25 protein-coding genes are annotated in these 23943 nt (G+C 69.7%); 16 read left to right on the top strand and 9 right to left on the bottom strand.

The features are described from left to right. Both C4313_RS05655 and C4313_RS05650 read left to right on the top strand, forming a co-directional pair. On the top strand, positions 1-1812 hold the full coding sequence (locus C4313_RS05655; RefSeq protein ID WP_352428896.1) for an amylo-alpha-1,6-glucosidase: 1812 nt from the start codon (positions 1-3) through the stop codon (positions 1810-1812). Between the two features lie 7 nt (positions 1813-1819). Continuing rightward, positions 1820-3049, top strand: a complete 1230-nt coding sequence (locus C4313_RS05650; protein WP_352428895.1) for a class I SAM-dependent RNA methyltransferase — start codon at positions 1820-1822, stop codon at positions 3047-3049. A gap of 24 nt (positions 3050-3073) precedes the next feature. Here C4313_RS05650 and C4313_RS05645 read toward each other — a convergent pair whose 3' ends face one another. Both C4313_RS05645 and fmt read right to left on the bottom strand, forming a co-directional pair. Further along, positions 3074-3817, bottom strand: coding sequence for a hypothetical protein (locus tag C4313_RS05645; RefSeq protein WP_352428894.1), 744 nt, complete (start codon positions 3815-3817; stop codon positions 3074-3076). Next, positions 3814-4770: a methionyl-tRNA formyltransferase gene (gene fmt, locus C4313_RS05640; protein ID WP_352428893.1), complete on the bottom strand. Its 957-nt coding sequence runs from the start codon at positions 4768-4770 to the stop codon at positions 3814-3816. The genes C4313_RS05645 and fmt overlap by 4 nt, the downstream gene beginning before the upstream one ends. Before the next feature lie 172 nt (positions 4771-4942). On the opposite strand from fmt, the gene C4313_RS05635 reads away from it, so the two are divergent. The 4 genes from C4313_RS05635 (at position 4943) to C4313_RS05620 (ending at position 8424) form a co-directional block, all read left to right on the top strand. Beyond that, on the top strand, positions 4943-5674 hold the full coding sequence (locus C4313_RS05635; protein WP_352428892.1) for a class I SAM-dependent methyltransferase: 732 nt from the start codon (positions 4943-4945) through the stop codon (positions 5672-5674). A gap of 416 nt (positions 5675-6090) precedes the next feature. After that, positions 6091-6474, top strand: coding sequence for a hypothetical protein (locus C4313_RS05630; protein ID WP_352428891.1), 384 nt, complete (start codon positions 6091-6093; stop codon positions 6472-6474). Continuing rightward, a complete protein-coding gene (locus C4313_RS05625; RefSeq protein WP_352428890.1) occupies positions 6471-8144 on the top strand; it encodes a cellulase family glycosylhydrolase in 1674 nt (557 codons plus the stop codon). Before C4313_RS05630 ends, C4313_RS05625 begins: the two co-directional genes overlap by 4 nt. A gap of 37 nt (positions 8145-8181) precedes the next feature. Beyond that, positions 8182-8424 carry a fructose-bisphosphatase class II gene (locus tag C4313_RS05620; RefSeq protein WP_503012451.1) on the top strand — a complete coding sequence of 81 codons (243 nt, stop codon included), beginning with the start codon at positions 8182-8184 and terminating at the stop codon, positions 8422-8424. Here C4313_RS05620 and C4313_RS05615 read toward each other — a convergent pair. Further along, positions 8369-8962 carry a SanA/YdcF family protein gene (locus C4313_RS05615; protein WP_352428889.1) on the bottom strand — a complete coding sequence of 198 codons (594 nt, stop codon included), beginning with the start codon at positions 8960-8962 and terminating at the stop codon, positions 8369-8371. The genes C4313_RS05620 and C4313_RS05615 overlap by 56 nt on opposite strands. Positions 8963-9113: 151 nt before the next feature. Here C4313_RS05615 and C4313_RS05610 point away from each other — a divergent pair, with 151 nt between their 5' ends. Then, a complete protein-coding gene (locus tag C4313_RS05610; RefSeq protein ID WP_352428888.1) occupies positions 9114-10904 on the top strand; it encodes an SLC13 family permease in 1791 nt (596 codons plus the stop codon). On the opposite strand, the gene C4313_RS05605 is transcribed toward C4313_RS05610, so the two are convergent. From C4313_RS05605 to C4313_RS05585, 5 genes are all read right to left on the bottom strand, one after another. Then, positions 10861-11496, bottom strand: a complete 636-nt coding sequence (locus C4313_RS05605; protein ID WP_352428887.1) for an FmdE family protein — start codon at positions 11494-11496, stop codon at positions 10861-10863. The genes C4313_RS05610 and C4313_RS05605 overlap by 44 nt on opposite strands. Positions 11497-11512: 16 nt before the next feature. Further along, positions 11513-11710, bottom strand: a complete 198-nt coding sequence (locus tag C4313_RS05600; RefSeq protein WP_352428886.1) for a Sec-independent protein translocase subunit TatA/TatB — start codon at positions 11708-11710, stop codon at positions 11513-11515. Positions 11711-11859: 149 nt separating this feature from the next. Continuing rightward, positions 11860-12366 (bottom strand): hypothetical protein, encoded by a 507-nt coding sequence (locus C4313_RS05595; RefSeq protein WP_352428885.1) that lies wholly within the window; start codon positions 12364-12366, stop codon positions 11860-11862. Between the two features lie 253 nt (positions 12367-12619). Beyond that, the gene (gyrB, locus tag C4313_RS05590) at positions 12620-14638 is read right to left on the bottom strand and encodes a DNA topoisomerase (ATP-hydrolyzing) subunit B (RefSeq protein WP_352428884.1); all 2019 of its coding nucleotides are present in this window, start codon (positions 14636-14638) and stop codon (positions 12620-12622) included. A gap of 159 nt (positions 14639-14797) precedes the next feature. Continuing rightward, the gene (locus tag C4313_RS05585) at positions 14798-15334 is read right to left on the bottom strand and encodes a hypothetical protein (RefSeq protein WP_352428883.1); all 537 of its coding nucleotides are present in this window, start codon (positions 15332-15334) and stop codon (positions 14798-14800) included. Between the two features lie 146 nt (positions 15335-15480). Between C4313_RS05585 and C4313_RS05580 the strand changes: the two genes are divergently transcribed. The 9 genes from C4313_RS05580 to C4313_RS05540 all read left to right on the top strand — a co-directional run bounded on the left by C4313_RS05580 (position 15481) and on the right by C4313_RS05540 (position 23134). Next, entirely contained in the window at positions 15481-16473 is a 993-nt protein-coding gene (locus C4313_RS05580; RefSeq protein WP_352428882.1) for a 30S ribosomal protein S1, read from the top strand. A gap of 137 nt (positions 16474-16610) precedes the next feature. Further along, positions 16611-18773 carry a DNA translocase FtsK gene (locus C4313_RS05575; RefSeq protein WP_352428881.1) on the top strand — a complete coding sequence of 721 codons (2163 nt, stop codon included), beginning with the start codon at positions 16611-16613 and terminating at the stop codon, positions 18771-18773. A 123-nt stretch (positions 18774-18896) separates the two neighbouring features. Then, the gene (locus C4313_RS05570; RefSeq protein WP_352428880.1) at positions 18897-19232 is read left to right on the top strand and encodes a hypothetical protein; all 336 of its coding nucleotides are present in this window, start codon (positions 18897-18899) and stop codon (positions 19230-19232) included. A 110-nt stretch (positions 19233-19342) separates the two neighbouring features. Then, on the top strand, positions 19343-19732 hold the full coding sequence (locus tag C4313_RS05565) for a hypothetical protein (protein ID WP_352428879.1): 390 nt from the start codon (positions 19343-19345) through the stop codon (positions 19730-19732). Positions 19733-19763: 31 nt separating this feature from the next. After that, complete coding sequence (locus C4313_RS05560) at positions 19764-20141, top strand: YtxH domain-containing protein (RefSeq protein WP_352428878.1); 378 nt, start codon at positions 19764-19766, stop codon at positions 20139-20141. Between the two features lie 16 nt (positions 20142-20157). Next, complete coding sequence (locus C4313_RS05555) at positions 20158-20388, top strand: putative signal transducing protein (protein WP_352428877.1); 231 nt, start codon at positions 20158-20160, stop codon at positions 20386-20388. A gap of 3 nt (positions 20389-20391) precedes the next feature. Then, positions 20392-21330, top strand: a complete 939-nt coding sequence (locus C4313_RS05550; RefSeq protein ID WP_352428876.1) for a S1C family serine protease — start codon at positions 20392-20394, stop codon at positions 21328-21330. Between the two features lie 50 nt (positions 21331-21380). Then, complete coding sequence (locus C4313_RS05545) at positions 21381-22133, top strand: CoA-transferase subunit beta (protein ID WP_352428875.1); 753 nt, start codon at positions 21381-21383, stop codon at positions 22131-22133. Continuing rightward, positions 22130-23134 (top strand): C45 family autoproteolytic acyltransferase/hydrolase, encoded by a 1005-nt coding sequence (locus tag C4313_RS05540; RefSeq protein ID WP_352428874.1) that lies wholly within the window; start codon positions 22130-22132, stop codon positions 23132-23134. Before C4313_RS05545 ends, C4313_RS05540 begins: the two co-directional genes overlap by 4 nt. Positions 23135-23174: 40 nt before the next feature. On the opposite strand, the gene C4313_RS05535 is transcribed toward C4313_RS05540, so the two are convergent. After that, on the bottom strand, positions 23175-23943 hold a 769-nt coding region (locus C4313_RS05535; RefSeq protein WP_352428873.1), incomplete at its 5' end, for a hypothetical protein.

The raw sequence follows: 23943 nt of genomic DNA, 5'->3' as shown, positions 1-23943 counted from the left end.
ATGGCGATTCCGGTACCCTTTGAAGAGCCGAGGAGTCCGTTCTGCCGCCTGCTGAAGAACCGGGTGGACCTCTACCACGTCCCCTTCAGCGAACGGTCCTCGCGCATGATGCTCTTCGCCGAGGACCTGAGGCCAGGGGTGCCCGCCCTCTACATCAAACTGGCCGAGCGTTGGGAGAAACAGCAGGAGAAGTTCGGGGACTACCGCCGGCGCCATCCCATCGTGGAGCGCCTGGTCTTCCTCGGGCCGGACGGGGAGCCGTTGCCGGCGACCTTCACCACCTACCCCCACGCCGTCTTCGTGCACACCCCCCTGGGTTCCGTCGGGCTGACCTTCAACGACCCGGAGGCCCTCTACCTGGCGCTGCCGCCCCAGCCCATCGGACTGCAGTTCGTCGCCCAGGCAGAGACCGCCCAGGCCGACCGCCGGGGCGGGATCCTGCGTGGGGTGCGCAACTTGGCCTACACCACCAACGCCCGGCTGCGGCGCAACCAGATCGAGTCGGCGGGCCCTGGCCTTTTCCGGGTGACCTTCCAGGTGGAGCCGACGCCCGACGCCGCCGTCCTGCTGAACATCACGCCCCGGCTGGGGTTCAACCGGGCCCTTCGCCCCGCCCTTCCCGTCTTCCAGGAGGCGGAGGCCCGCTGGCACGATTGGTTCGCCGCCGCGCCCCCCGTCCACGAGGCCCTGGCGCCCCAGTATTACTACGCCTGGTGGGTGATGCGGGCGGGCCTGATCTCCCCCCGCTTCTACATGACCCGCGAGGGGATGACCCCCAGCAAGATCCATTACGTGGGGGTGTGGCAGTGGGATGCCTGCTTCCACGCCCTGGCCTATCGCTACATCGACCTCCGGCTGGCCGAGGACCAGATCCGGCTGGTGCTGGACCACCAGCGGGAGGACGGCATGGTCCCCGACGCCGTCCACGACGAGGGGCGGGTGACCCACCTCTCCCTGCCGGTGGATGCCGACGTGACCAAGCCCCCCATCACCGCGTGGGCTGCCTGGAAGATCTACGAGATGGGCGGCGACCGCGACTTCCTGGACGAGATCTACGAGCCGCTGGTGCGCTGGAACCGCTGGTGGTTCGAGAAGAACGATGACGACCGGGACGGGCTGTGTCAGTATAACCACCCCTTCTCCTCCGGGTGGGACGACTCGCCGGTGTGGGACGAGGGGATGCCGGTGGAATCCCCCGACCTCAACACCTACCTGGTGCTGCAGATGGAGCACCTGGCCCGCATCGCCGAGGTGATCGGTGAGAAGGAAGACGCTGTCCGCTGGCGAGCCGAGGCGGAGGCCCTCACCCGGCGGATGATCGCGGCGATGTGGGACCCGGAGGCGGGGCTCTTCTGGCCTCTGCGTCGGGAGCGCCCCGTCCGCATCAAGACGCCCTTCAGCCTCTACCCCCTGCTCACCGGCCGGCTCCCCCGGGCGATAGCGGAGCGCCTGGTGGCCCACCTCACCGACCCCCGCGCCTTCTGGCCAGCCTACCCGATCCCCTCCGTCGCCCTGGACGATCCCCATTACAACCCGGAGCAGATGTGGCGGGGGCCGACCTGGCTGAACATCAACCGGCTGTTCATTGAGGGGCTCTTCCGCTCGGGGTATCCGGAACTGGCCCGGAAGCTGCGGCGGCGAACCCTCCAGCTGGCCATGCGCCATCCGGATCTTTACGAGTATTATCATCCGGAGACAGGGGAGCGCCCGCCCCAGGCGGCGCCCATTTTCGGCTGGACCTCCGCCGTGTTCATCGAACTGGCCATCGAGGCCAGCCGGGAGCCCTTCTTCGATCTGGAGCGGGACGCGTGAGGGATCGATGTCGGCGCGGATCCGGCTGGAACTGAGCGGGATGGCCCACGGGGGCGAAGCCCTCGGCCGCTATGAGGGGAAGGTGTATTTCGTTCCCTTCGGCATCCCGGGCGAGGCCGTGGAGATTGAGGTGACCGAGGACCACGGCTCCTATGCCCGGGGCCGGATCCGTCAGATCCTCACTCCCTCCCCCGAGCGGGTCTCGCCCCCCTGCCCGCACTTCGGGGCTTGTGGCGGCTGCCATCTCCAGCACATCGCCTACGAGGCCCAACTGCGCTATAAGACGGAGATCGTGCGGGATCAGCTGCGCCGCATCGGACGGATTGAGAACCCACCGGTCCGGCCGGCGGTCCCCAGCCCGGACCCCTATGGCTACCGCAATCACTTGCAGTTCTCCGCGGCCCCTGACGGCCGGCTGGGCTTCCAGGCCATGCGCTCCCACCAGGTGGTCCCCATCGCGCGCTGCTGGATCGCCCACCCGATGCTCCAGGAGCTCTACGAGGCCTTGGACATCGAGGGGTTGCCTCTGCGGCGCCTCACCCTCCGGTGTGGGGTCCGCACCGGGGACCGGATGGTGATCTTCGAGACGGAAGGGGACGAGCCCCCGGCGTTGGAGACCGATCTGCGGGTCTCCCTGGTGCTCCTCACCCGTGAGGAGAAGGCCATCCCGCTGATCGGGCTGGATTACCTCACCGAGGAGGTGGGTGGGGTCCGCTTCCGCATCTCTGCCTCTAGTTTCTTCCAGACCCACACCGTCGTGGCCGAGGCCCTGGTCCGCCAGGTGGTGGAATGGGCCGACCTGCACGGAACGGAGGCCGTGCTGGACGCCTACTGCGGGGTCGGGCTCTTCACCGCGCATCTGGCCCCCCGTGCCCGCCGGGTGGTGGGCGTCGAGGCCCATCCGGCCGCCGCTGTGGACGCGCGGCACAACCTGGCTGCCTTCCCCCACGTGGAGATCCGCTCAGGGACCGTCGAGGCAGTGGTCCCCTCTTTGAAGGAACCGTTCGACGTGGTGGTGGTCGATCCGCCGCGGGCCGGATGCTCTCGAGAGGCCCTGGAAGCGTTGCTGGCCCGGTCCCCCCGCCGCTGGATCTACGTCTCCTGCGATCCAGCCACCCTGGCCCGGGACGCCCGTCGCTTGCTGGATGCCGGCTATCAACTGGTCGCCGTCCAGCCTTTCGACATGTTCCCTCAGACCTACCACATCGAGGCCGTGGCCCTCTTCGTCCGCCCGTGACCGGCCCTGACGATCGTCCACCCCTCAGGGCGAAGGGCGGCGGCCTGGCCTCTCGAACGCCGCGCGGAGGGCCACCAGCCCGACCAGGAGCGGGAGGTCCAGGGCCAGCACCAGGGCCAGCAGCGGGGTCAGCTGTGCCGTGCCCTGGGTCAGGAGGGACCCCGCGGCCGGGAGGGCCTCCGGCAGGCCGGCGAAGGTCAGGCCCGCCAGGATCAGGCCGATCCCCCCCACCACGGGCCATGCCGCGCGGTCTGAGGGGCTGGGCCACATGGTGTTCCCCACCGCGAAGAGCAGGTAAATCCGCACCCATCCCCCGGCCTCCCGGGTGAGGGCCAGCAGGGCCGAGCCCGCCTGGAGCGGGAGCCCCAGGCCGGAGGCCTCGGGGCCCGGAGGCCCCCCGTCGAGGAGGGCGATCAGCGCCAGCCCGGCGACCATCGGCGCCGCCCCCACCAGGCTCATGCGGAAGGGATCGACCTCCTCCAGCAGCACTGCTCCCAGCCGGATCTGCCCCCCGATGCGCCGGGGCCAGAGGGCGAACCGATACCGGCGGATCCCCAGCAGCAGCGCCATCCCCCAATGGCTGAGTTCGTGGAGCAGGATGCCCGGGAACAACAGGGCCCAGTAGAGGACCAGGGCGCGATCGGGGTGGCCGGCGAGGCGCAAGAGGGCCCCCTGGAGGTTCCGGTGTAGGGAGCGCTGGGCCAGGTAAAGCAAGAGACCCGTGCTCCCGAAGGCCAGGACGGTCTCCACAGGGTGGGGGACGCTCATGGGGCATGCGCTCCCGCGGGATGTTCCCGGCCCAGCGTGGCCCCGAGGAAATCCGGGTGGCCGTTGAGGAAGGCGCGGATGGGGAGCATCCGCTTCCCCTCCAGTTGCACCTCCAGGAGCTCCAGGACGCCGTGGCCGGTGCCGACGGCGGCGCCGGCGTCGACGGCGATGACCCGACCGGGGGGTGCCTGGAGGTCGAGCCGGGGGCGGGCGCGGCCGATCTTCAGCAGGCGCCCGTTCCAGAACGTGAAGCCGCCGGGCCAGGGGGTGAACGCCCGGATCCGCCGGTCGATCTCCACAGCGGGGCGCCGCCAGTCGATCTCCCCGTCGGCTTTGGTGATGCGGGGGCAGTAGGTGGCCTGGGAGGGATCCTGGGGCTGGGGCACGATCTCCCCGGCCAGCCAGCGCCGCAGCGTCTCCCGCATCAGCCGCGCCCCCCGTCGGGCCAGGCGCTCCCCCAGCGTCTCCGCCGTGTCGTCCGGGTAGATCGGCTCGCGCTCCATGGCCAGGATCGGCCCCGCGTCCACCTCCTCCGTCATCTGGATCACCGTCACGCCGGTCTCGGCGTCCCCGTTCAGCAGGGCGGCCTGGATCGGGGCGGGCCCCCGATAGCGGGGAAGCAGGGACGCGTGGAGGTTGAGGCAACCGTAGGGTGGCGTCTCCAGGACCTCGTGGGGGAGGATGAGGCCGTAGGCCACCACCACGATGACGTTGGGGCGCAACGCCTGCAGCGCGGCCACCGCCTGCGGATCCCGTCGCAGCGAGCGGGGCTGGAAGATCAGGTAGCCGCGGGCCTCGGCCCAGCGCTTGACCGGGGAGGGTGTCGGCCGCAGGCCGCGGCCGGCCGGCTTGTCCGGCTGCGTGAAGACGGCCGCGATCTCGTGTTCCTCGGCCAGGGCCTCGAAGGTCGGCAGCGCGAAGGCCGGGGAGCCCATCAGGACCAGCCGGGCCATCGGTTGGGGGACCTCCGGGTCGGCTCCCTTCGACGGCGTGGGGACCGCCCGTCGGGAATTATAATGGAGGCCCGCGCCGGAGGCCATCCGGCGGCGCCGATCAGATTCGTGGTAAGATAAAGCCATGTTTGGCCCCCCGATGCCAGGGGGATGCTGGCCTCGGGAGGACCGCATGGCTCGCGCATATGATCCGATGGCCTGGATCTACAACCGCTATTGGGGACAGCGGGCGACGGAGCGCTTCCTTCCCATCCTCGAGCGGCTCCTCCTGCCCCATCTGCCGTCCCACGCCCGGATCCTGGATTTGTGCTGTGGCACGGGGCAACTGGCCCGGGCCCTGTCTGAACGGGGCTACCGGGTGACCGGTCTGGATGAATCCGAAGCGATGATCCGCTTCGCTCGGCGCAACGCCCCTGACGTCCCTTTCCTCGTGGCGGACGCCCGACGATTTCACATGCCCCCCATCTACCATGCCGTCGTGTCTACCTACGACAGCCTGAACCATGTCATGACCCTAGAAGATCTCGCCCGGGTGTTCCAGAACGTGGCAGCCTGCCTGCAGGAGGGCGGGTTTTTCCTCTTCGACTTGAACATGGAGGCGGGCTACCAGGCACGCTGGCGGGGTGCCTTCGGGATCGTCGAGGAGGATCATGCCTTTGTGATCCGCGCCGCCTTCGATGAGCGCCAGCGGGTGGGGCGATTCGCCCTCACCCTCTTTCGGCTGGAGGAAGGGGTTTGGCGCCGTTCCGATGTGACCCTGGAACAGCGGTGTTACACGGAGCCCGAGGTGGCCTCCGCCCTGGAGGCGGCGGGCTTCACGGATCTCCAGGTATATGACGCGCAGACGGATTTGGGCTGGCCCGGAGAGGTCGGGCGGGCATTCTTCCGGGCGCGGAAGGCGTGACCGCTTCCGCCCGCTCGATTCCCGCGAGGATGAGGAAGAGGAAGACCCCATCTCGGCCCTCCGGTACTGGCTTCCCGAGGGAAAGACCCAAACCGCACGGTGCCTGGCGGAAAAGGTGGCGGGGCTCCTCGGGCCTGGGGCGCGGCTGGATCGGGGGATCGGAACGCAGGGCCGTCCGTTCTCAACATGAGGCAGCGAAGCGACTTTCCGTCATCCCATCCTCGGCTCCCGTCGATCCCATGTTGCTTTCAACGGCCGCAGCGGCCCCCGGTTCTTCGCAAACTTGGGGGTTTCGCTTTCACCCGGCGATATTTGCGAGGGGGTTGACCCCGGGCATACAATAAAAACCCGAGGGGACGCGGACGTCGCCCGTCGCAGTGGGTGCGGAAAGCAGGCCGCTGGGAGGAGGCCCTGGAATGTATCCGGAGAGCGAGATTCTGTTCCCGCCGCGGTGCATCCCCTTGCTGGCGGAAGTCCGCGGCAAGGCCTGGAAAGCCCTGGTCCGCCGGGTGGCGACCCTCCCGGAGGACCACCCGGACACGCTGGCCCTGGCGTTGACGGTGATCCGGCTGGCGGGCTGCATGACCTGCGATATGGACAGTTATCGGGCCTCCCTGGGCTGCGCCACCTGCTCCCAGCGGGCGGTGGCCACCTTCAGGGGCACCGATGAGCAACTGATCCTCCGCTTCCAGGAGGCCCGGGAGGAGATCGAGGCGTATCTGAACCAAGAGGTGCGCCCGCCTGTGAAACGGAAGGTCGTCAAATCCCGCGCCCCCGGGCCCGCCGCCCCGGCGCAATGAGCCAGGCGTCCCGCCGCCTCCCGGCCCTCTTGGTGGCCCTGCTGACCGGGCTGGGAGCGCTCTCCGCCGCCATCCGGATCGGGACGGCGGGGGCTTATGCGGTCACCGGGGAGGAGAATTCCCTGGCCCGCTGGCGGGGGCTGGTCCAGTATCTCACCAATCCCCTCCGCCCGGCTCCTCTTCTCGCGCCCCACGTCCCGGTGGCCCACACCGACGATCCCCCCTTCGGCGTCAACACGTTCCTCGAGCAGGAGGCCGAGCCGGAGAAGCGCGAGCGGACCGTGCGCATGATCGCCGAGGCGGGCTTCCGCTGGATCCGCCAGGAGTTCCCGTGGGCCGACATCGAGATCCACGGCAAGGGAGATTTCGAGGACCGGCGGCACTGGCCCCACCGCTCGGCTTGGGAGAAATACGATCACATCGTCGCCCTGGCCGAGCGCTACGGGCTGCGCCTGATCGTTCGCCTAACCAGCCCGCCCGCCTGGTCCCGCCACGACGGCGAGGCGCGGGGCGCCTTCGCCCCACCCGACAACCCGGAGGACTTCGCTGATTTCGCGGAGGCGGTGGCCCGCCGCTACCGCGGACGGATCTTCCACTATCAAATCTGGAACGAGCCGAACATCGCCCCCGAGTGGGGATCGTGCCCGACCTGCGCCGTGAGCCCCGAGGCCTACACCGACCTCCTCTGCCGGGCCTACCGCCGGCTCAAGGCGGTGGACCCCCGGATCGTAGTGATCGCCGGCGCCCTGGCCCCGACCCTCTCGTTGAACCCTTATCCCCCCAACGGGATCAACGACGTCGTGTTCCTGGAGCGGATGTATCGGGCCGGGGCCGGCCCCTGCTTCGACGCCCTCTCCGTCCAGGGCTACGGGCTGTGGTCCGGGCCCACAGACCGCCGCCTGCGGCCCTACGTCATCAACATCAACCGGGCCCTCTACATCCGGGATGTGATGGTCCGCCACGGCGACGCCCATAAGCCCATCTACATCGCTGAGATGGGCTGGAACGCCGTGCCCGACTGGGTGGGCGACAAGCGGTTCGGCCAGGTCACTGAGGAGCAGAAAGCCCGTTACCTGGTCGAGGCTTTTGAGCGGATCCGGCGGGAGTGGCCCTGGGTGGCGGTGGCCAGCGTCTGGTTCTTCAAACGGGCCTCCGATCGGGAACGGGATCAGTCGTTTTACTATTTCAGCCTGGTGCAGCCGGATTTCACCCCGCTCCCGGCCTACACCGCCCTCAAAGCCTATTTGAACCAACCCCCCCGTCTGGATCCGGGGATCCATACCGCGGATGACTGGGCGCTGCGGTGGGAAGGGCCCTGGGAACCGGCCGGGACAGGACGGCGCTGGGGGTCGGCGGGCGCGCGGGTGAGCGGCACCTTCTGCGAGGGGAGTTTGCGGCTGTCGGGGGAAAGCTCCTTCGGAGGGCGGATCTGGGTGATCGGGGATGGGAGACCGCTGGAGGAGAAGGACCTCCCGCCCGGGCCCTGGGAGATCCGTCTGCCGGGGGGTGGCGGCTGTCGTTCCTTCCAACTGGAGGTGCGGCAGGGCTCCGTGACCCTCGCCAGGATCCAGGTGGCCCGTCCGGAGGGGTGGGATGGTCCGCTGTTCCTCATGGCCTGGCTGATCCTGGTCATCGCCGTCGCCGCCCGCTGGCCCCTTCGGATCCCCTAAATCCCAGGGCATTGGCATTTTCCCCGAGCAGTGGGAAATGGGTCCGTGGATTCTCCGAGGGGACAACATCTTCTTCGCCGCCACTGGCATCACCGACGGCGAGATCCTCAAAGGGGTCCGCTACACGGGTGAGGGGGCCCGCACCTTCTCGCGGGTGATGCGCTCCCGATCCGGGACGGTCCGCTTCATCGAGGCCGTCCACCGCTGGGACAAACGGATGCGCCTCAGCGGCTATCCCTACGACCGAGGCGCAGGAGGAGCCCCTCCGCCAGGGCGGTGAGGGAGGCGGGGATCTCCCGCGCGGTCCACCAGAGGCGGCGGGGGCCGTACGGCGAGCGGTCCGCCGCCAGGCCGACGGCCTCCAGCCCGGCGGCCTCACACAGCCAGAGGGCCCGGGGCAGGTGGAAGCGCTGGGTGATCACGACGACGGCGGTCGCTCCGAAGATTTCTCGCGCCCGCCGGCACGAGTCCAGCGTCCGCAGTCCCCCCGGATCGATCTGGAGCGCCTGAAGGGGGACCCCCAGGCGCAGGGCGAGGCGGCGCATGGCCTCTGTCTCGTCGTAATAGGGGGAGGATCGGCCGTCACCGCTGAGGAGCAGCGCCTGGACCTTCCCGAGGTGATACAGGGCGGCGCCGGCCCGGACCCGGTCGGCCAGGACAGCGGTGGGGGAGCCATCCGCCCGCAGACCGGCCCCGAGGATCAGAGCCACCGGCCGGGGAGGGACCTCCTCCGGCCAGCGATAGATTTTCGGGGCGCTGCGCCAGCCAAGGCCCAGCCATGCCGCCAGCGGCGCCGCCCCCAGCAACATCGCTACCATCCCCGCCCGTCCCCAGCCCACGACGCCCCTTCCGGAAGGGAAGAGATCTCACGGGACTTTCGGCCCATCCTGTGCTTTTGCCTGCATGCTATCATCGGGGCCGGAGGATCGCGCAAGGGGAGAAAGCGTGCTCCCGGTCTCGGCGGCTTGGATGTGGCTGCTTCTGCTGACGATGGCCGGCCTGCTGATCAGCGGCCGGCTGCGGCCGGACCTGGCCGCGCTGATCGTGGCGTTGGGCCTTTCCTTCAGCGGGCTGCTCACTCCACAGGAAGCCTTCAGCGGGTTCAGCCGCTCGGCGGTCATCGCCCTCATCGCCCTGTTCATCCTGACGGCCGGCCTGAACCGGACCGGTGTCTCGGAGGCGTTGGGGGAGCGCCTGAGCCGGTGGGCGGGGGATTCGCCGGCCCGCCTGGTGGCGGCGATGACTTTGCTGGCGGCCCTCCTTTCCATGACGATGAACTCGGTGACGGCTGCGGCGGTGGTGATGCCGCTGGCGGCCCAGTCCGCCCGGCGCATCCGACTGGCCCCCTCCCGGATCCTGTTGCCCATCGCCTACGGTGCCCTGCTGGGCGGGATGCCCACCCTCTTCACCACGGCCAACCTGCTGCTGAGCGGGATCCTGCGGGACATCCAGGGGCGCCCCCTCACGATGCTGGACTTCGTGGTCGTGGGCCTGCTGCCGGCCGCCCTGGGGCTGGCCTGGGTGATCGGGTTCACCTGGCGGACGCTGCCTGAGCGCTTCCCGGCTGGGCAACTGATGCGCATGCACCGGCTGAACCGGGAACTGGCCGAACAGTATGGCCTGAAGGACGACCTGGTGGAGGTCGTGGTGGAGGGGGCCTCGCCCCTTTGTGGGATCTCCCTGGGGGAGAGCCACCTGGCCTCCCGCTACCAGTTGACGGTGATCGGGATCCGGCGGAAGGGCCGCCTGTTGCTCTCCCCGCCCCCGGAGGAGGCCCTGCAGGCAGGGGATGTGCTCCTGGTGGCCCCGGCCTCGGCGGAGGCCCTGGAGGCGGCGGTCCGGACGCTCGGGCTGCGCAAACTTCCCCAGATGGCATCCCCGGAGATCCTGGAGGCTGGGGAAGTCGGCCTGATCGAGGTCCTGCTTTCCCCCCACACCACCCTCATCGGCAGGACCCTGCGGGAGTTGCGATTCCGGGAACGGTATGGCCTCCAGGTCCTGGCCCTCTGGCGGGAGGGGCAGCCCCTGCGGGCTGGCCTGGCCGATGAGCGGCTGCGGTTCGGGGACGCCTTACTGGTGTATGGCCCGTGGGAGCGGATCCGCCTGCTCCAAGGGGATCCCGAGTTCATTGTCCTCCAGATGGACGGCGAGCCCCCGCGGCGCTCCCGGCGTCCGGCGGCGGTGGGGATCATGCTGGGGGTGATGCTGGCCTCGATGCTCTCGGCCCGCTCGGTGGCCGAGATCACCATGGCCGGGGCGGTGCTGATGGTCCTGCTGGGCTGTCTGACAATGGAAGAGGCCTACCGGGCCGTTGAGTGGCCGACAGTGTTCATGGTGGCCGGCCTGCTTCCCCTTTCGATTGCTGTGGCCCGCACCGGCACGGCGGAGGGGCTGGGGGCGCTGTTGCTGCGATGGGCCGGAGGGTCCTCGCCGTGGATGGGGGTGCTGATCTTCACCGGGGTGGCGGCCCTGCTGACCCAGGTGCTTTCGGCATCGGTCACCGCGGTGGTCTGGGGGTCTATCGCCCTGCGGGCCGCCGTCCTGTGGGGGGTGCCGCCCCATGGGATGGCCCTGGCGGTGGCGCTGGCCACCTCCGCCGCCTTCCTGACCCCCATCGCCCATCCGGCCAACGCCCTGGTGATGGGCGCCGGCGGCTACCGGCCGTCGGACTATCTGCGGGCCGGGTGGCCCCTGTGGCTCCTGACGGTCGCCGCCATCACGGCCTCGGTGACGGCGCTGAGCCCGTGGTTGCCGAGGTGAGGGCGTTGGCGGGGGCTGGCCGGTAGTAAGGCTCCCCGGCGCAGGCCCGACACAGGACCCGGCCGTCCCGATAGACCTCCCGGCCGTCGTTGATCCCCTCCCCGCAGACCTCGCAGAACACCCGGCGCAGCGGGTGGCCTGGCATGTCCTCCGGGGGGATGGTCACCTGCACCGGTTGGACCCGGAACAACTCGGCGTCGGGCATGATCCGGTAGGCGTGACGCTGGGCGGCCGATCGGCTCAGGCCGGGCGGGGCCCCGTGGAGGGCGGCCTCGCGGGCGTCGTCCCGGGCCACCACCCGCACCGCCCGCCCGGTTCGGGTATCCACGAAGGTGGCCGCTGCCTTCCCGTAGTCCACGGGCTTGAGGGTGCGACGCCCCAGCCGACAGCCGGTGACGGTGGCGATGGCGTCGGTCAGGCACCGATCGATCTCCACGTAGACGATCAGGCGACGGCGGTCGCTGGGGTCCTCTGGGTCGAGGCCGAGCAGGTGACAGCCCAAGAGGGCCATCCGGACCCCCAGGATCTGGCCGGGGCAGAGGTGCCCGTGGAAGGCGGCGGCTTCCTCGAGCCATTCATCCAGGGTGCGCATCGATCCCTCCCCGGACTTATCCGCGGGGAGCAGTGGGGGGTTCCCTCGGCGTCTCCTCGGGTTTTTTCTCTTCCTCGGCGGTCAACCCCCGCCGGAACTCCCGGATGCTCTGGCCGAGCTCCCGGGCCAGGTGGCTCAAGCGCCCGGGGCCGAACAGCAGGAGGGCCAGCAGGAGGATGAGCACCAGTTCTGTAGGGCCTACACGGAAAGGCATAGGACGCCTCCGGGAGGGCATCCCCTCGGCCGACAGGGCCGGGGGCGGTTTTCGGGCACGTCGGCCTCATGGTAGCCGGTCTGAGGGGGGAAAGCAAGGGAGGGGCGAGAGGAAGCCTCGCCCCTCCCCGTTTCGACAGGCCTCCCGGCTCAGGCGGTGCGCCGCACCAGAGTCAGCCGCTCCACGATGACACCGACCCAGAAGCCCAGCAGCGCCAGCTGCGAGAAGAACATCACCAGGTTGATGCCGTAGGTGGAGGGGCTGGTGTGGCCGGCGGCCAGGCCGAAGACGGCGTTCATGGTCATCCCGCCCAGCAGGGCGATGGCCACCAGGATCCCGGCGATGCGGCGGAGCAGGCCGTTGAGCCGGCCGGCCAGGAACAGCAGGTAGAGGGCGCCGGCGATCAGGCCCAGGCCGGCCAGCACCTCGCCCCACTGCACCAGGTTGCCGAAGAGGGCCGCGTTGGCGGTGGCCGGCCCGGTGAGAAAGGCTTTCATCCACGGATAGGGGTTCTTCTCGGCGAAGCGGGCCAGGGTCTGCGGCAGGGCCTGGACGAAGCGACCGCCGGTCTCCAGTTTCTCCAGGCCGCCACGCAGCCACTCGTAGCCGATCACCATCTGGATGACCAACAACCAGATCCGCGCCAGGCGCTCCATCGCAGGCCTCCTGTTCCAAAGTGTTTCCGCTTCCCACTTTAAGCAGAAGGGGGCGGACCCGGTAGGGGCTGTCGCCCCGATTTTTGGGGGACAGATGTCCCAAAAATCGGACGCGGATCCGTAGAGCCTCCGAGGCGGTTCAGGGGAATCACCGATGTCGTCGGGCGGATGAGAAGGCAGCACCTCCACATTTATATAAGATGCGGGGCCGCCCATGAGACGCGGCCCCGCTGGGGACCTAGGGAAGGGGGTTTTAGATGTCGAGGTTGCGCACCTCGCGGGCATGGGCCTGGATGAAGCGGCGGCGGGGCTCCACGGCCGCCCCCATCAGCATCTCGAAGACCCGGTCGGCCTCGGCGGCGTCCTCGATGGTGACTTGCAGCAGGATCCGGCGGGCCGGGTCCATGGTGGTCTCCCACAGCTGCTCCGGGTTCATCTCCCCCAAGCCCTTGTAGCGCTGGGTGATCACCTGGCGCTCATCGGCCGGGTCCAGCCCGCGCCGGCGCAGGCGGGCGAAGATCTCGTCGCGCTCAGCGTCGGAGTAGGCGTAGAAGACCTCATGGGTCTTTTTCACCTCGATGCGGTAGAGGGGGGGCTGGGCGATGTAGACGTGGCCGTTCTCGATCAACGGGGTCATATGGCGGAAGAAGAAGGTCAGCAGCAGGGTGCGGATGTGGTTGCCGTCCACGTCGGCGTCGGCCAGGATGATGATCTTCCCATACCGCAGCCGGGAGAGATCGAACTGGTCCCCGATCCCTGTGCCGATGGCCGAGATCAGGGCCTTGATCTCCTCGTTGGCCAGCATCTTGTCCAGGCGGGCCCGCTCGGTGTTCAGGATCTTGCCCCGCAGGGGCAGGATGGCCTGGAAGTGGCGGTCGCGGGCCTGCTTGGCCGAGCCCCCCGCTGAATCCCCTTCCACGATGAACAACTCCGCCTTGGCCGGGTCCCGCTCTGAGCAATCGGCCAGTTTGCCCGGCAGGGTCATGGATTCCAGGGCGCTCTTGCGGATGACCAGTTCGCGGGCCTGGCGGGCGGCCTCCCGGGCGCGGGCCGACGTCAGGCACTTCTGGATAATGGCCCGGGCCTCCCGCGGGTTCTCCTCCAGCCAGCGGCCCAGGGCCTCGCCGACCACCGATTCCACCGCCCCCTTCACCTCGGCGTTGCCCAGTTTGCTCTTGGTCTGGCTCTCGAACTGGGGCTCAGGGAGCTTGACGCTGATGACCGCCGTGAGGCCCTCCCGCACGTCCTCCCCGGTGAAGTTGGGGTCGCTATCCTTGAGCAGCCCCGCCTTGCGCGCGTAGTCGTTCAGGGTGCGGGTCAGCGCCGACCGGAACCCTGTCAGATGCGTCCCGCCGTCTACGGTGTTGACGTTGTTGGCGAAGGAGAGGACCACCTCGTTGTAGGCGTCGGTGTATTGCAGGGCCACCTCCACCAGGATGTCGCCGACGGTTTTCTCCACGTGCCAGATGGGGTGGAGGGGCTGGCGGTTGCGGTTGAGGTAACGGACGAAGGACTGGATCCCCCCTTCGAAATAGAAGGTGACCTCGCGGTCCTCGCGGTGGTCGACCAGGGTGATGGTGAGCCCCCGGGTGAGGAAGGCCATTTCCCGGAAGCGCTGGGCTAGGGTCTCGAACTTGTAATCGACCCCGCCGCGGAAGATCTCGGGGTCCGGTTTGAAATGCACCAGGGTCCCGTGGTCCGCCGGCGGGAAGCGGGGATGGCCATACCAGTTGTGGGGATCGGCCTTCCCTACGCGCTCGACGGGGGTGACCGGGCGGCCGCGCTCGTAGCGTTGACGATAGCGGTAGCCGTCCCGCTGAACCACCGCCTCTAACCATTCGGAGAGGGCGTTGACGGCGCTGACGCCGACGCCGTGCAGCCCGGTGGCGACCTTGTAACTGCCGCCTCCGAACTTCCCCCCCGCGTGCAGCGTGGTCATCACCACTTCCAGGGCCGGCCGCCCCGTCTGCGGATGGATGTCCACAGGGATGCCGCGGCCGTTGTCGATCACGCGGACGCTGCCGTCCTCCAGGATCTCGACCAGGATGTGGGTGCAGACCCCGGCCAGGGCCTCGTCCACCGCATTGTCCACCACCTCATAGACCAGGTGGTGCAGGCCCCGGATGTCGGTGGAGCCGATATACATCCCAGGGCGGCGTCGGACCGCTTCCAGGCCCTCCAGGACCTGGATCTGGCTGGCATCGTAAGCCGCCACCGCCTCCCCGCCGTTGGGTCCGGCCGCGCGGCTGATCCGTCGCGTCGGGCTGGCCATGCCACCTCCTGAATCGGGAAATCGTCGCTGCGTGCTCGAGGGCGCTCTGCCCAGAGGACTCGCCCTGCCGCATCGCCCGGCGTCGTCCGGGGGCAGAACCGTCCGCAGGGGCATCGAATGTATTTTAGACGGGAGGATCGTTGGGGACAACCCGCAGCGTCAGCGGGGGGAGGGCGCTCGAAGGGCCCGGGCGACGATCGACCCCATCGTGAGGCCGTAGACCCCATGGGCCAGGGCGAAGGAGGGCCAGTCCACCTCCCGGGCCATGATGGGATTGAAGATGGGAAGGACGACCCAGGTGGCCCCCAGCCAGAGCAGCGGGCCGACCAGGACGGCCCAGAGCCGCGGGGATCCGGGCAGCGTGGGCAGAAGCAACGCGTAGAGCACCCCCAAGAGGACCGAGAGGATCAGGTGCAGCGCTAGGCCGGCGACCAAGGCCGCGGGATGGAAGGCGGCCAGCGCCTCCGGCGGCGCGGCTTGCAACCCCCGGACCACGGTGGCGCCGATCAGGTTCACAGGGAACCACAGGCCTTTCCCGGAGAGAAGGCCGTAGCCGATGGCCACCAGGGCCATGGCCCCGCCGCCGGCCAGCCCGCCCAGCCCGCCGGCCCGTAGCGAGATCCCCCACGCGGACCATCCCGGACCGATCTCCTCCATACGCAGACTTTCCAGCCATCGCCTGAAGGAGCGTCCCATAACCCACCTCCCGATGCGCTCTGTAAAAAGATACGCGGGGGCCGGCCCGGCGGATCCGATGGCGGGCCGGTTGCTCCCGGCGCGCCCAGGGCTATAATGACTGTCAGGCAAGGCCTTTCGATGCCGAAGCGGAGGAGGAGCCATCGATGCGGGTCACAGAGCCCGGCCATGTCCCTCCCTCGGAGGGCTACTGGATGGCCCTGATGCAGCAAGGGGAATTCGCCGCCTCCCCGGCCCCTGCCGCGGAGCCCGAGGAGGTCTGGGAGGGGCTGGGGATGGGCCGCGGGCGCCCGATCCCCATGCCCGGCCCCCGCGATTTGGAGGGGGCCGAGCCCGATTGGCGTGCGGCCCGGCGCTATCTGGAATCCGGCCAGCCCTTCGCGGTCACCGTGGTGGGCTATAACCGGGGGGGGCTGATCGTCCGGGCGGAGGGGCTGCCCAGAGGCTTCGTCCCGGCTTCCCATCTGCTGCGCTTCACCAACGCCCTGGAGGGCCCCGCCCGCCGGGCCGCCCTGGCCCGCTACGTGGGCCAATCCCTGCGTGTCCGCGCCATCGAAGTCGATGAGGTCGAGGGCCGTTTCATCCTCTCAGAACGCCTGGCCTATCAGGACGAGGAGCGGATCGAGGCGCTTTTCGCCGAGCTGCGGCCCGGCCAGGTCCGCCGCGGGGTCGTCACCAAGGTGACGGCCTTCGGGGCCTTCGTGGATCTCGGAGGCTTCGAGGGGCTGCTTCACCTCTCCGAGATGTCCTGGGGACGGGTGCCGGATCCCAGCGCGGTGGTTCAGACGGGCCAGGAACTGGAGGTGTTGATTCTGGACGTCCATCCGCAGGAGCGCCGGGTGCAGCTTTCCCTGAAGCGCCTGCGACCGGATCCGTGGGAGACGGTCGCCCAGCGCTATCGGGTGGGCCAGATCGTGGAGGGCGTGGTGACCACCGTCACGCACTTTGGCGCCTTCGTGCGCCTGGAGGAGGGGGTGGAAGGCCTCCTCCACATCTCCGAGTTGAACGAACATCCGGTGGGGCACCCACGGGAGGTGGTCCGCGAGGGGCAATCGGTGCGGGTGCGCATCCTCCACGTCGATCCGGCCAGCCGGCGCATCGGCCTCAGCCTGCGCGGCATCGATGGCCCTTCGCCGTGAGCCGGGCGGAAGGGTAAGGAGCGGGTGAGCGGTTGATGAAACGACGCGCGCGAGCGGTCCATGCGCGACCGGCCCGGTCGGAGCCCGCTGCTCGGAGGCGGCCTTCGGCCGGCCGCACCCCATCGATCCCGGAGTGGGTGAAACGGCTGGGCCCGCCTCGGTGGTATGGCACGCCGACGTTCGGCCGCCGGGAGCGTCAGGGCCTGGCGTTCCTCCTCATCGGCCTGGGGGTGTTCTCCGCGTTGGCCCTGACGGGCCTCACCCCGGGCCGGGTGAGCGATCTGTGGGCCGGGCTGATGCGCCGTCTGTTCGGATGGGGAAGCCTGCCAGCCGCCCTGGGCTGGATGGGGTTCGGCCTGTGGGTCCTATTGCGGACGATGGGTCGGGCCCCCGCTTTGAACGGCTGGCGGGTCCTCGCGCTGGATGTGGCCCTCCTAGGACTGTTCGGCCTCGCCCATGGGCTGGCCCTGTGGACGACCGAGGAGACCCCCTGGACGATCGTGGAGCGGGGCGAGGGCGGGGGGACTTTGGGCTGGCTGGTGTGGTCGCTGGCGACGGCCCCGCTGGGGGCGCCGGTAGGGGCCCTGCTCCTGATCCTTCTCACCGGCGGCGGCCTGGCGCTGGCAACGGCCCGCTGGCACGCCCCGGCTTCCGTCCCCGCCCCGACGCCGGCTCCGGCGGCCAGTCCTCCAGTCCCCCTGCCTCCCCGCCCGAAGCCGGCCCGACCGTCCCCGCCGGAGCCGGCGGACCTGAAGATCGTCACTGCTGCGCCTGTGCGGCCGGCCCGGATCCAGCGGGATCGCCGTCTGCCGCCCCTGGACCTGCTGGAGGAGGACGAGCCGGCTTCGGTCTCGCCGGAGGAGATCCGCCAGAAGGCGGCCGTCATCGAAGAGACCCTCCGGCAATTTGGGCTGGAGGCCCGCGTGGTGGAAGCCACCCAGGGCCCGGCGGTGACCCAGTTCGGTTTGTTGCCGGGCTACATCGAGCGCCCGGGGCCAGATGGGGAGGTCCGCCGCCAGAAGGTCCGGGTGGCGCAGATCGCCGCCCTGGCCAACGACCTGGCCCTCGCCCTGGCCGCCCCCTCCCTCCGCATCGAGGCTCCTGTCCCGGGGCGGGGCCTCATCGGCATCGAGGTGCCGAACCGGCAGATCCACGTGGTCCGGCTGCGGGGCTTGCTGGCCTCGCCGGAGTTCCGGCGGGTGGGCTCGCCGTTGGCCATCGCCCTGGGGCGGGATGTGGCCGGGCGGCCGGTGGTGGCCGACCTGGCGGCCATGCCTCATCTGCTCATCGCAGGGACGACGGGCTCCGGCAAGTCGGTGTGCATCAACGCCCTGATCACCTGCCTGGTCTACAACAACACCCCCGACGAGCTCCGCCTCATCCTCATCGATCCCAAGATGGTGGAGCTGGTGCGCTGGAACGGTCTGCCGCACCTTTACGGAAAGGTGGAGGTGGAGATCGAGCGCATCGTCGGGGTGTTGCGCTGGCTGACCCGCCAGATGGAGGAGCGTTACCGGCAGTTCGCGGCGGTGGGGGCTCGGAACCTGGCCGACTTCAACGCCCGGGCGGAGGCCGCCGGGGAGCCGCGGCTGCCCTTCATCGTCCTCTTCATTGATGAACTGGCCGATCTGATGATGGCCGCGCCAGTGGATGTGGAGCGGACCATCACGCGGCTGGCGCAGATGGCGCGGGCCACGGGGATCCATCTGGTGATCGCCACGCAGCGGCCCAGCGTGGATGTGGTGACGGGGCTGATCAAGGCCAACTTCCCGGCCCGCATCGCCTTCGCGGTGGCCTCCTCGGTGGACTCGCGGGTGATCCTGGACCAGCCGGGGGCGGAGGCCCTGCTGGGCCGGGGGGATATGCTCTTCCTGGCGCCGGACCAGGGGAAGCCGGTGCGCGTGCAAGGGGCCTATGTGTCGGACGCGGAGGTGGAGCGGGTGGTGCGCTTCTGGCAGGAGCGCTACGCGGACGAGGGGCCGGAACCGGCGCCGTGGGAGGGCATGGTCACGCCGCTGGAGCTCGGGAGTGGCCGCGCGGTGAGCCGCCCGGAGGGCGAGGAGGAGGACGAGGAGACGCTTTTGCGGGAGGCCCTGGAGATCATCAAACGGCATCGGGGGGCGTCCACCTCGTTGTTGCAGCGCAAACTGCGCATCGGCTACCCGAAGGCGGCCCGGCTGATCGATCGCCTGGAGGAACTGGGTGTCATCGGGCCCCCGGAGGCGGCCGGCCGGCTGCGTCCCCTCCTGGTGCCGGACAACTGGGAGCCTCCGCCTGAGTGGTTCCGTCCGCGAGGGTAAAATCATGGGTTGAGGAAGGTCCGCAGGCGAGGAGGAGGGCGCAATGCCCAGGGCAAGGAGCGTCCTTCTCGGCTGCGGGCGGCGAGGGGATGCTTTTCGATCCCAACCACAGGAGGCGCTTCGATGGCGTTCGATGGCCTGGGCGATCTGGATGCCTTGTTCCGTCGTCTGGAGGAGGATCCGGAGAGCATAGATCCCGAGACCCTCATCGCGTTGCTCCGGGCAGTCCGCAAATGGATACTCATCTCCTCCGCCCGCCTTCAGAACCTGGAGGAGCGGATGGCGGAGCTCGAGGCGGCCCGGCGGCGCCTGGAGGAGCGGATGGCGGAGCTCGAGGCGGCCCTGGAGGCTTTGCAGAAGCACTATGAGGAGAGCGAGGCCCTGCTCCAGCAGGCCCTTCTGCACAATCTGTGGTGGGCCCTGGCCCGGGGCGAGCTTTCCCTCTTGTCTTCGAATTGAGGCGGGCTGCCCCTCCCGATCGACAGCGGGGGAGTCTTTCCGCAATGGTATTTTCGCGCCCCTCCAGGGTGTTATAATTCAAGCAGATCTCGCCGAAACGGATCCGTCCGATGCCTCGCTGGCCTCGCGTGGTCTGGGTGTTCCTGGGCCTGGGGGCTGGGGCCTTGGTGGGAGCCTTCCTCGCCTTCCTCTACACCCATCCGGCCCAGGCGGCCGTCCTCCGGGACATCCTGATCATCGTCCTCACGCTGCAGCTGACCCTGCTGTCCTTGATCCTGCTCTTCATGGCCTATCGTTTGCTCCGGTTGATTGACTGGCTGCAGGAAGAGGTCCGGCCCATCCTGGGCCGGGCCCGGGAGACGGTGGAGACCGTGCATGGGACCAGTGTGTTCTTGAGCCGGCGATTGGTCCGACCGACGATCGAGGTGGCCAGCGCGGCGGCGGGCGCCACGCAGGCCCTGCGGGCGTTGATCCGTTTGCTACGAGGCCGCGCGCGTTAGAGGTCCATTCCCTCAGGCGGGAGGTCTTGCCATGGCCGAGCGGGAGCGCGATGGGGAGTTCGGGGCCTTCCTGGCCGGGTTCCTGACCGGGGCTCTGGTGGGGGCGGTGGTGGCCTTGTTGTTCGCCCCTCGTTCCGGCGAGGAGACCCGGCGGCTGTTGCAGGAGCGGGGCATCGAGTTGAAGACCCAGGCGGGCGAGGTGGCGGCGCAGGCCCGCGCTCAGGCCGAAGCGGCCCTGGCGGAGGCGCGCCGGCGCGCGGAGGAGGCAGCCGCGGAGGCCCGGCGCCGGGCGGAGGAACTCCGCCAATGGCTGGAGGAGAGCCGCGCCCAGTTCGAGCAGATGATGGGACAATTGCGTCGGGCTGGACCAGGGGCGGGGGGCTCCGCTGCGGGCGGCGGGACCGCCTAGAGCTTCTCCGGATCCCATGGACTGGGTGGTGATCTACGAGGCCGGGAGCCTGCTCGAGGGCCAGTTGGTCCAGGGCCGGCTGGACAGCGAGGGGATCCCGGCCCGGCTTCGGTATGAGGCCCTCCACGCGGTGCTCGCCCCCGTTTCCACCCGTGTCGAGGTCCTGGTCCCGGCGGAATGGGCCGCGGCGGCGATGCGGGTGTTGGCCTCTGGGAAGACCCCCGACGCGCCCGAGGGGGGAGCGTGATCCATGGGCGCGGAAGAACCCCTGGATGTCTATTCCCAGACAGTGATCCGGATCGTGGAGCAAGTGGGCCCGGCGGTGGTGAGCATCCAGCCGGCGCGGGCCCGACGGCGCCGCCCCGTCTTCGAGCCGATGGGCTCGGGTTTTTTCATCACACCGGACGGATACCTGCTGACCAACAGCCATGTGACGCGCCATATCCGCCAGCCCGAGATCACGCTGATCGATGGCCGCACCTTCCCGGCCCGTCTGGTCGGCGAAGACCCGGTCACCGACCTGGCCGTGTTGCGCGTGGAGCACGCGGGCCCGTTCCCGGCCGCTCGGCTGGGGAACTCCGCGCGGCTGCGGCTGGGGCAGTTGGTGGTGGCCATCGGCAACCCCTTGGGTTTCCAGTTCACGGTCTCGGCCGGGATCGTCAGCGGTCTGGGGCGGGCGTTGCAGGGGCCGGGGGGGCGGGTGATCGAGGACATCATCCAGACCGATGCGGCCCTGAACCCGGGCAACTCCGGGGGGCCGCTGGTGGACAGCCGGGGCGAGGTGGTCGGGGTTTGTGTGGCCACCATCCTGGGGGCGGAGAACATCGCCTTCGCCATCCCCAGCCACACTGCCCAGTGGGTCGCGGCCCTGCTGATCAAAGAAGGGCGCGTCCGTCGGTCTTATCTGGGTCTCTTGGTGCAATTGCGGCCGCTGGCCCTGGGGGGCGAGGGCCAGCCCGCCGTCGGCCTGGAGATCCTGGAGGTGGAGCCGCGGGGCCCGGCCGCGCGGGGGGGGCTGCGGGAGGGCGACATCCTGGTGCGGATCGGGGGGCAGTCGGTGCGCAGCCTGGGGGAACTGCACCGGTTCCTGGCCCACTGGCCCCCCGGGCGTCCCCTGCAGATCCACGCGCTGCGACAGAATCAGATCCACACCTTCACGGTGATCCCGGAGGAGGCGCCCTCGTCGTAGGTTCAGGGAGGGACCCGGCGAAGCGCGTGGGGAACCACAGGGGGCCGTCGGTGGGAGGGGGCTACACAGCGGAAGAGATGATGATCGTGGCGGCCGCCCGGATGCTCCGGGACGGCGAGGTGGTCTTCGTGGGGATCGGGCTGCCGAACCTGGCGTGCAACCTGGCGCGGCGTCTGCACGCGCCCCATCTGATCTTGATCTACGAGGCGGGGGTGATCGGCGCCCGGCCCCGTCGCCTGCCGCTTTCCATCGGCGATCCGGCGCTGGTGAGCGGGTCCTTGGCCGTGATCCCCATGTTCGATCTTTTCGCCTTTTACCTGCAGCGCGGCCGGATCGATGTAGGCTTTCTGAGCGGCGCCCAGGTGGATCGCTTTGGGAACCTGAACGCCACGGTCATCGGGAACTACAGACGCCCTCGGGCGCGCCTGCCGGGGTCCGGCGGCGCGGCGGAGATCGCGGCATGGGCCGGGCGGTTCTATGTGATCATGCCCCACGAACCCCGCCGTTTCCCCGAACGGTGTGATTTCTGCACCGCGCCGGGTTTCCTGGAGGGCGGGGACGCCCGGGAGCGGGCCGGGCTGATCGGGAAAGGGCCCGCCGCGGTGATCACGGACCTGGGCCTTCTCCAGCCGGACGCGTCGGGGGAACTGATCCTGACGGCCGTTCACCCGGGGGTGTCGGTGGAGACCGTGCGGGAGCGGACCGGATGGCCGTTGCGGGTCTCCCCCGATCTGGAGGTCCTCCCCTCGCCGACCCAGGAGGAGCTGTCGGCGCTGCGGGCGCTGCGGGGATCCGCGCCATGAGCGAGGTGTTACGTCCTCCTTCCCCCTATCGTTTCCTGAAACTTGAGGGGACCTACCGGGAGATCGGAGAGCAATTGGGACGTCTGGGGCCGCCCTTTCGACGGCCGTTCTGGTGGCCTCCGCCTCCCGACCCGGCGCTGGCCGCCGCGTGTCGCCAGTGGGTGGCCCGCTGGCATCCTGGCCTTCTGGAGGAATATGCCGGCTACGCGGCCGCCCAGGGGTTGAATCTGGAGGTGCTCTGGCCCCAGATCTGCCGGACCTCCCTGCGGGCCCGCCGATTCGGGTGCTCGACAGTGATGTGGCGGGGCCCAGGCGGCGCCCTTTGGGTGGGGCGGAATTATGACTTCCTCCTGCTGCAGCGGGGCCGCGACTTGATCTGGCTGCGGCCGGTCGGCGGGCTGGCCTCCGTGGGGATGATGGGCAGCCTGGTCGGCGGGCGCTACGATGGCGTCAACGAGGCCGGGCTGTTCGTCTCCCTCCACGCAGTGATGGCGGAGGAGACGCCCCCCCGGCCCGGGATCCCCTTCCATCTGATTCCCCGCATCCTTCTGGATCGCTGCCGCTCGGCGGAGGAGGCGCTGGACCTTCTGCTCCGGATGCCGCATGGGCTTCCCTTGAACCTGCTCATCGCTGACCCCCATCGGGGCTACGCGGTGGAGATCCATCCGGAAGGCCAGGCCGTCCGGGAGCCGGAGGAGGGACTGCTGGTGGTGACCAATCACTATGAGCATCCGGCGCTGCGGCGGTGGCACGGGGCTCGGGATCCTCGCCCTTCCATGTTGCGCCAGGAGGCGCTGGAGCGCCGGATCCGGACGGGGGCGGAACCGCCCCGCGAACGGCTTCAGGAGGCGCTCAGCGATCACAGCGCGCCGGTCTGTGGGCACCGCCCGGGCTTCGCCACCCTGTGGTCGGCGATCGCCAACTTGACCAGCCGGACGCTCGAATACGCCTTCGGCCCCCCGTGCGTCGCCGCTTTCCAACCCGTCCCGTGGCCGGGGTGAGATCCCCGCGGCGCAGGGAGCCAGGGATCGCCGGGTCCTCCTACGGCTCCGACTCGGGGGCGGCGGTCGGGATCTGATCGGGCGCCAGCGCCCTGCCGTCCTTCAGCCACCATACCCCCAGGGCGCGGGCCTGGACCATCGCCCGGGCGTGCATCTGAGGCCCGGCCACCACTGCCCAGACCTGGAGGCGCCGCCGCCCGCGGCGCAGCGCCCGCTCCAGGAGGCGTGCCCGTTCCAGGGCTCGCTCCACATCGTCTGTGTCAATGGTCGCCGAGACCTCCACCGCCAAGTAGACCGTTCCCTGGCCCCGCAGCGGGCGTCCGCGCACGATCACATCCGTCTCTCCCAGTTCGTAGGCTTCCCCCGGGGTCAGCCGCCCCGCCTCCCGGGCGGCGCGGAGCAGCCGGGCCACCTCGGCGGGCGCCACGATCTGCGGGTCCTCGACCAGGCTGTCGAAGCGGTGAGGGCGGGTGCGGTAGCGCTCCTCCAGTTCACGGCCGCGCTGGTTGCTCTGGATGCCCTCGAGGCGCCGCTCCATCTGCCGGAGGGCATCGGTCAGTTGTCGCACCTCCTCCGCGATGCGGATGTAGGCCTCCTCCAGGCGGGCCAGGCGCTCCTCGGCCCGGATCATCGCTTCCTCGAGGCGGGTCAGGCGCTGTTCGAACTGGGCCTGGGCTTCGATGAGGCGCTGGACGGTTTCTTCGAGGCGAGTGAGGCGCTCCTCGGCCCGGATCATCGCTTCCTCGAGGCGGGTCAGGCGCTGTTCGAACTGGGCCTGGGCTTCGATGAGGCGCTGGACGGTTTCTTCG

Source organism: Thermoflexus sp. (genome assembly GCF_040289485.1).
GTDB lineage: Bacteria > Chloroflexota > Anaerolineae > Thermoflexales > Thermoflexaceae > Thermoflexus.
Note: the sequence above shows the minus strand (reverse complement) of the source record. Positions and strands in the feature narration are given on the sequence as shown.

What these genes read in the sequence shown, in the direction of transcription:
- C4313_RS05555 (WP_352428877.1), top strand. Translation starts at nt 20,158, where the DNA reads ATGGACTGGGTGGTGATCTACGAGGCCGGGAGCCTGCTCGAGGGCCAG.
- C4313_RS05570 (WP_352428880.1), top strand. Translation starts at nt 18,897, where the DNA reads ATGGCGTTCGATGGCCTGGGCGATCTGGATGCCTTGTTCCGTCGTCTG.
- C4313_RS05585 (WP_352428883.1), bottom strand. Translation starts at nt 15,334, where the DNA reads ATGGGACGCTCCTTCAGGCGATGGCTGGAAAGTCTGCGTATGGAGGAG.
- C4313_RS05620 (WP_503012451.1), top strand. Translation starts at nt 8,182, where the DNA reads ATGGGTCCGTGGATTCTCCGAGGGGACAACATCTTCTTCGCCGCCACT.
- C4313_RS05550 (WP_352428876.1), top strand. Translation starts at nt 20,392, where the DNA reads ATGGGCGCGGAAGAACCCCTGGATGTCTATTCCCAGACAGTGATCCGG.
- C4313_RS05595 (WP_352428885.1), bottom strand. Translation starts at nt 12,366, where the DNA reads ATGGAGCGCCTGGCGCGGATCTGGTTGTTGGTCATCCAGATGGTGATC.
- C4313_RS05605 (WP_352428887.1), bottom strand. Translation starts at nt 11,496, where the DNA reads ATGCGCACCCTGGATGAATGGCTCGAGGAAGCCGCCGCCTTCCACGGG.
- C4313_RS05655 (WP_352428896.1), top strand. Translation starts at nt 1, where the DNA reads ATGGCGATTCCGGTACCCTTTGAAGAGCCGAGGAGTCCGTTCTGCCGC.
- C4313_RS05635 (WP_352428892.1), top strand. Translation starts at nt 4,943, where the DNA reads ATGGCTCGCGCATATGATCCGATGGCCTGGATCTACAACCGCTATTGG.
- C4313_RS05540 (WP_352428874.1), top strand. Translation starts at nt 22,130, where the DNA reads ATGAGCGAGGTGTTACGTCCTCCTTCCCCCTATCGTTTCCTGAAACTT.
- C4313_RS05600 (WP_352428886.1), bottom strand. Translation starts at nt 11,710, where the DNA reads ATGCCTTTCCGTGTAGGCCCTACAGAACTGGTGCTCATCCTCCTGCTG.
- C4313_RS05560 (WP_352428878.1), top strand. Translation starts at nt 19,764, where the DNA reads ATGGCCGAGCGGGAGCGCGATGGGGAGTTCGGGGCCTTCCTGGCCGGG.
- C4313_RS05625 (WP_352428890.1), top strand. Translation starts at nt 6,471, where the DNA reads ATGAGCCAGGCGTCCCGCCGCCTCCCGGCCCTCTTGGTGGCCCTGCTG.
- C4313_RS05565 (WP_352428879.1), top strand. Translation starts at nt 19,343, where the DNA reads ATGCCTCGCTGGCCTCGCGTGGTCTGGGTGTTCCTGGGCCTGGGGGCT.
- C4313_RS05630 (WP_352428891.1), top strand. Translation starts at nt 6,091, where the DNA reads ATGTATCCGGAGAGCGAGATTCTGTTCCCGCCGCGGTGCATCCCCTTG.
- C4313_RS05645 (WP_352428894.1), bottom strand. Translation starts at nt 3,817, where the DNA reads ATGAGCGTCCCCCACCCTGTGGAGACCGTCCTGGCCTTCGGGAGCACG.
- C4313_RS05650 (WP_352428895.1), top strand. Translation starts at nt 1,820, where the DNA reads ATGTCGGCGCGGATCCGGCTGGAACTGAGCGGGATGGCCCACGGGGGC.
- C4313_RS05580 (WP_352428882.1), top strand. Translation starts at nt 15,481, where the DNA reads ATGCGGGTCACAGAGCCCGGCCATGTCCCTCCCTCGGAGGGCTACTGG.
- C4313_RS05610 (WP_352428888.1), top strand. Translation starts at nt 9,114, where the DNA reads ATGTGGCTGCTTCTGCTGACGATGGCCGGCCTGCTGATCAGCGGCCGG.
- gyrB (WP_352428884.1), bottom strand. Translation starts at nt 14,638, where the DNA reads ATGGCCAGCCCGACGCGACGGATCAGCCGCGCGGCCGGACCCAACGGC.
- C4313_RS05615 (WP_352428889.1), bottom strand. Translation starts at nt 8,962, where the DNA reads ATGGTAGCGATGTTGCTGGGGGCGGCGCCGCTGGCGGCATGGCTGGGC.
- fmt (WP_352428893.1), bottom strand. Translation starts at nt 4,770, where the DNA reads ATGGCCCGGCTGGTCCTGATGGGCTCCCCGGCCTTCGCGCTGCCGACC.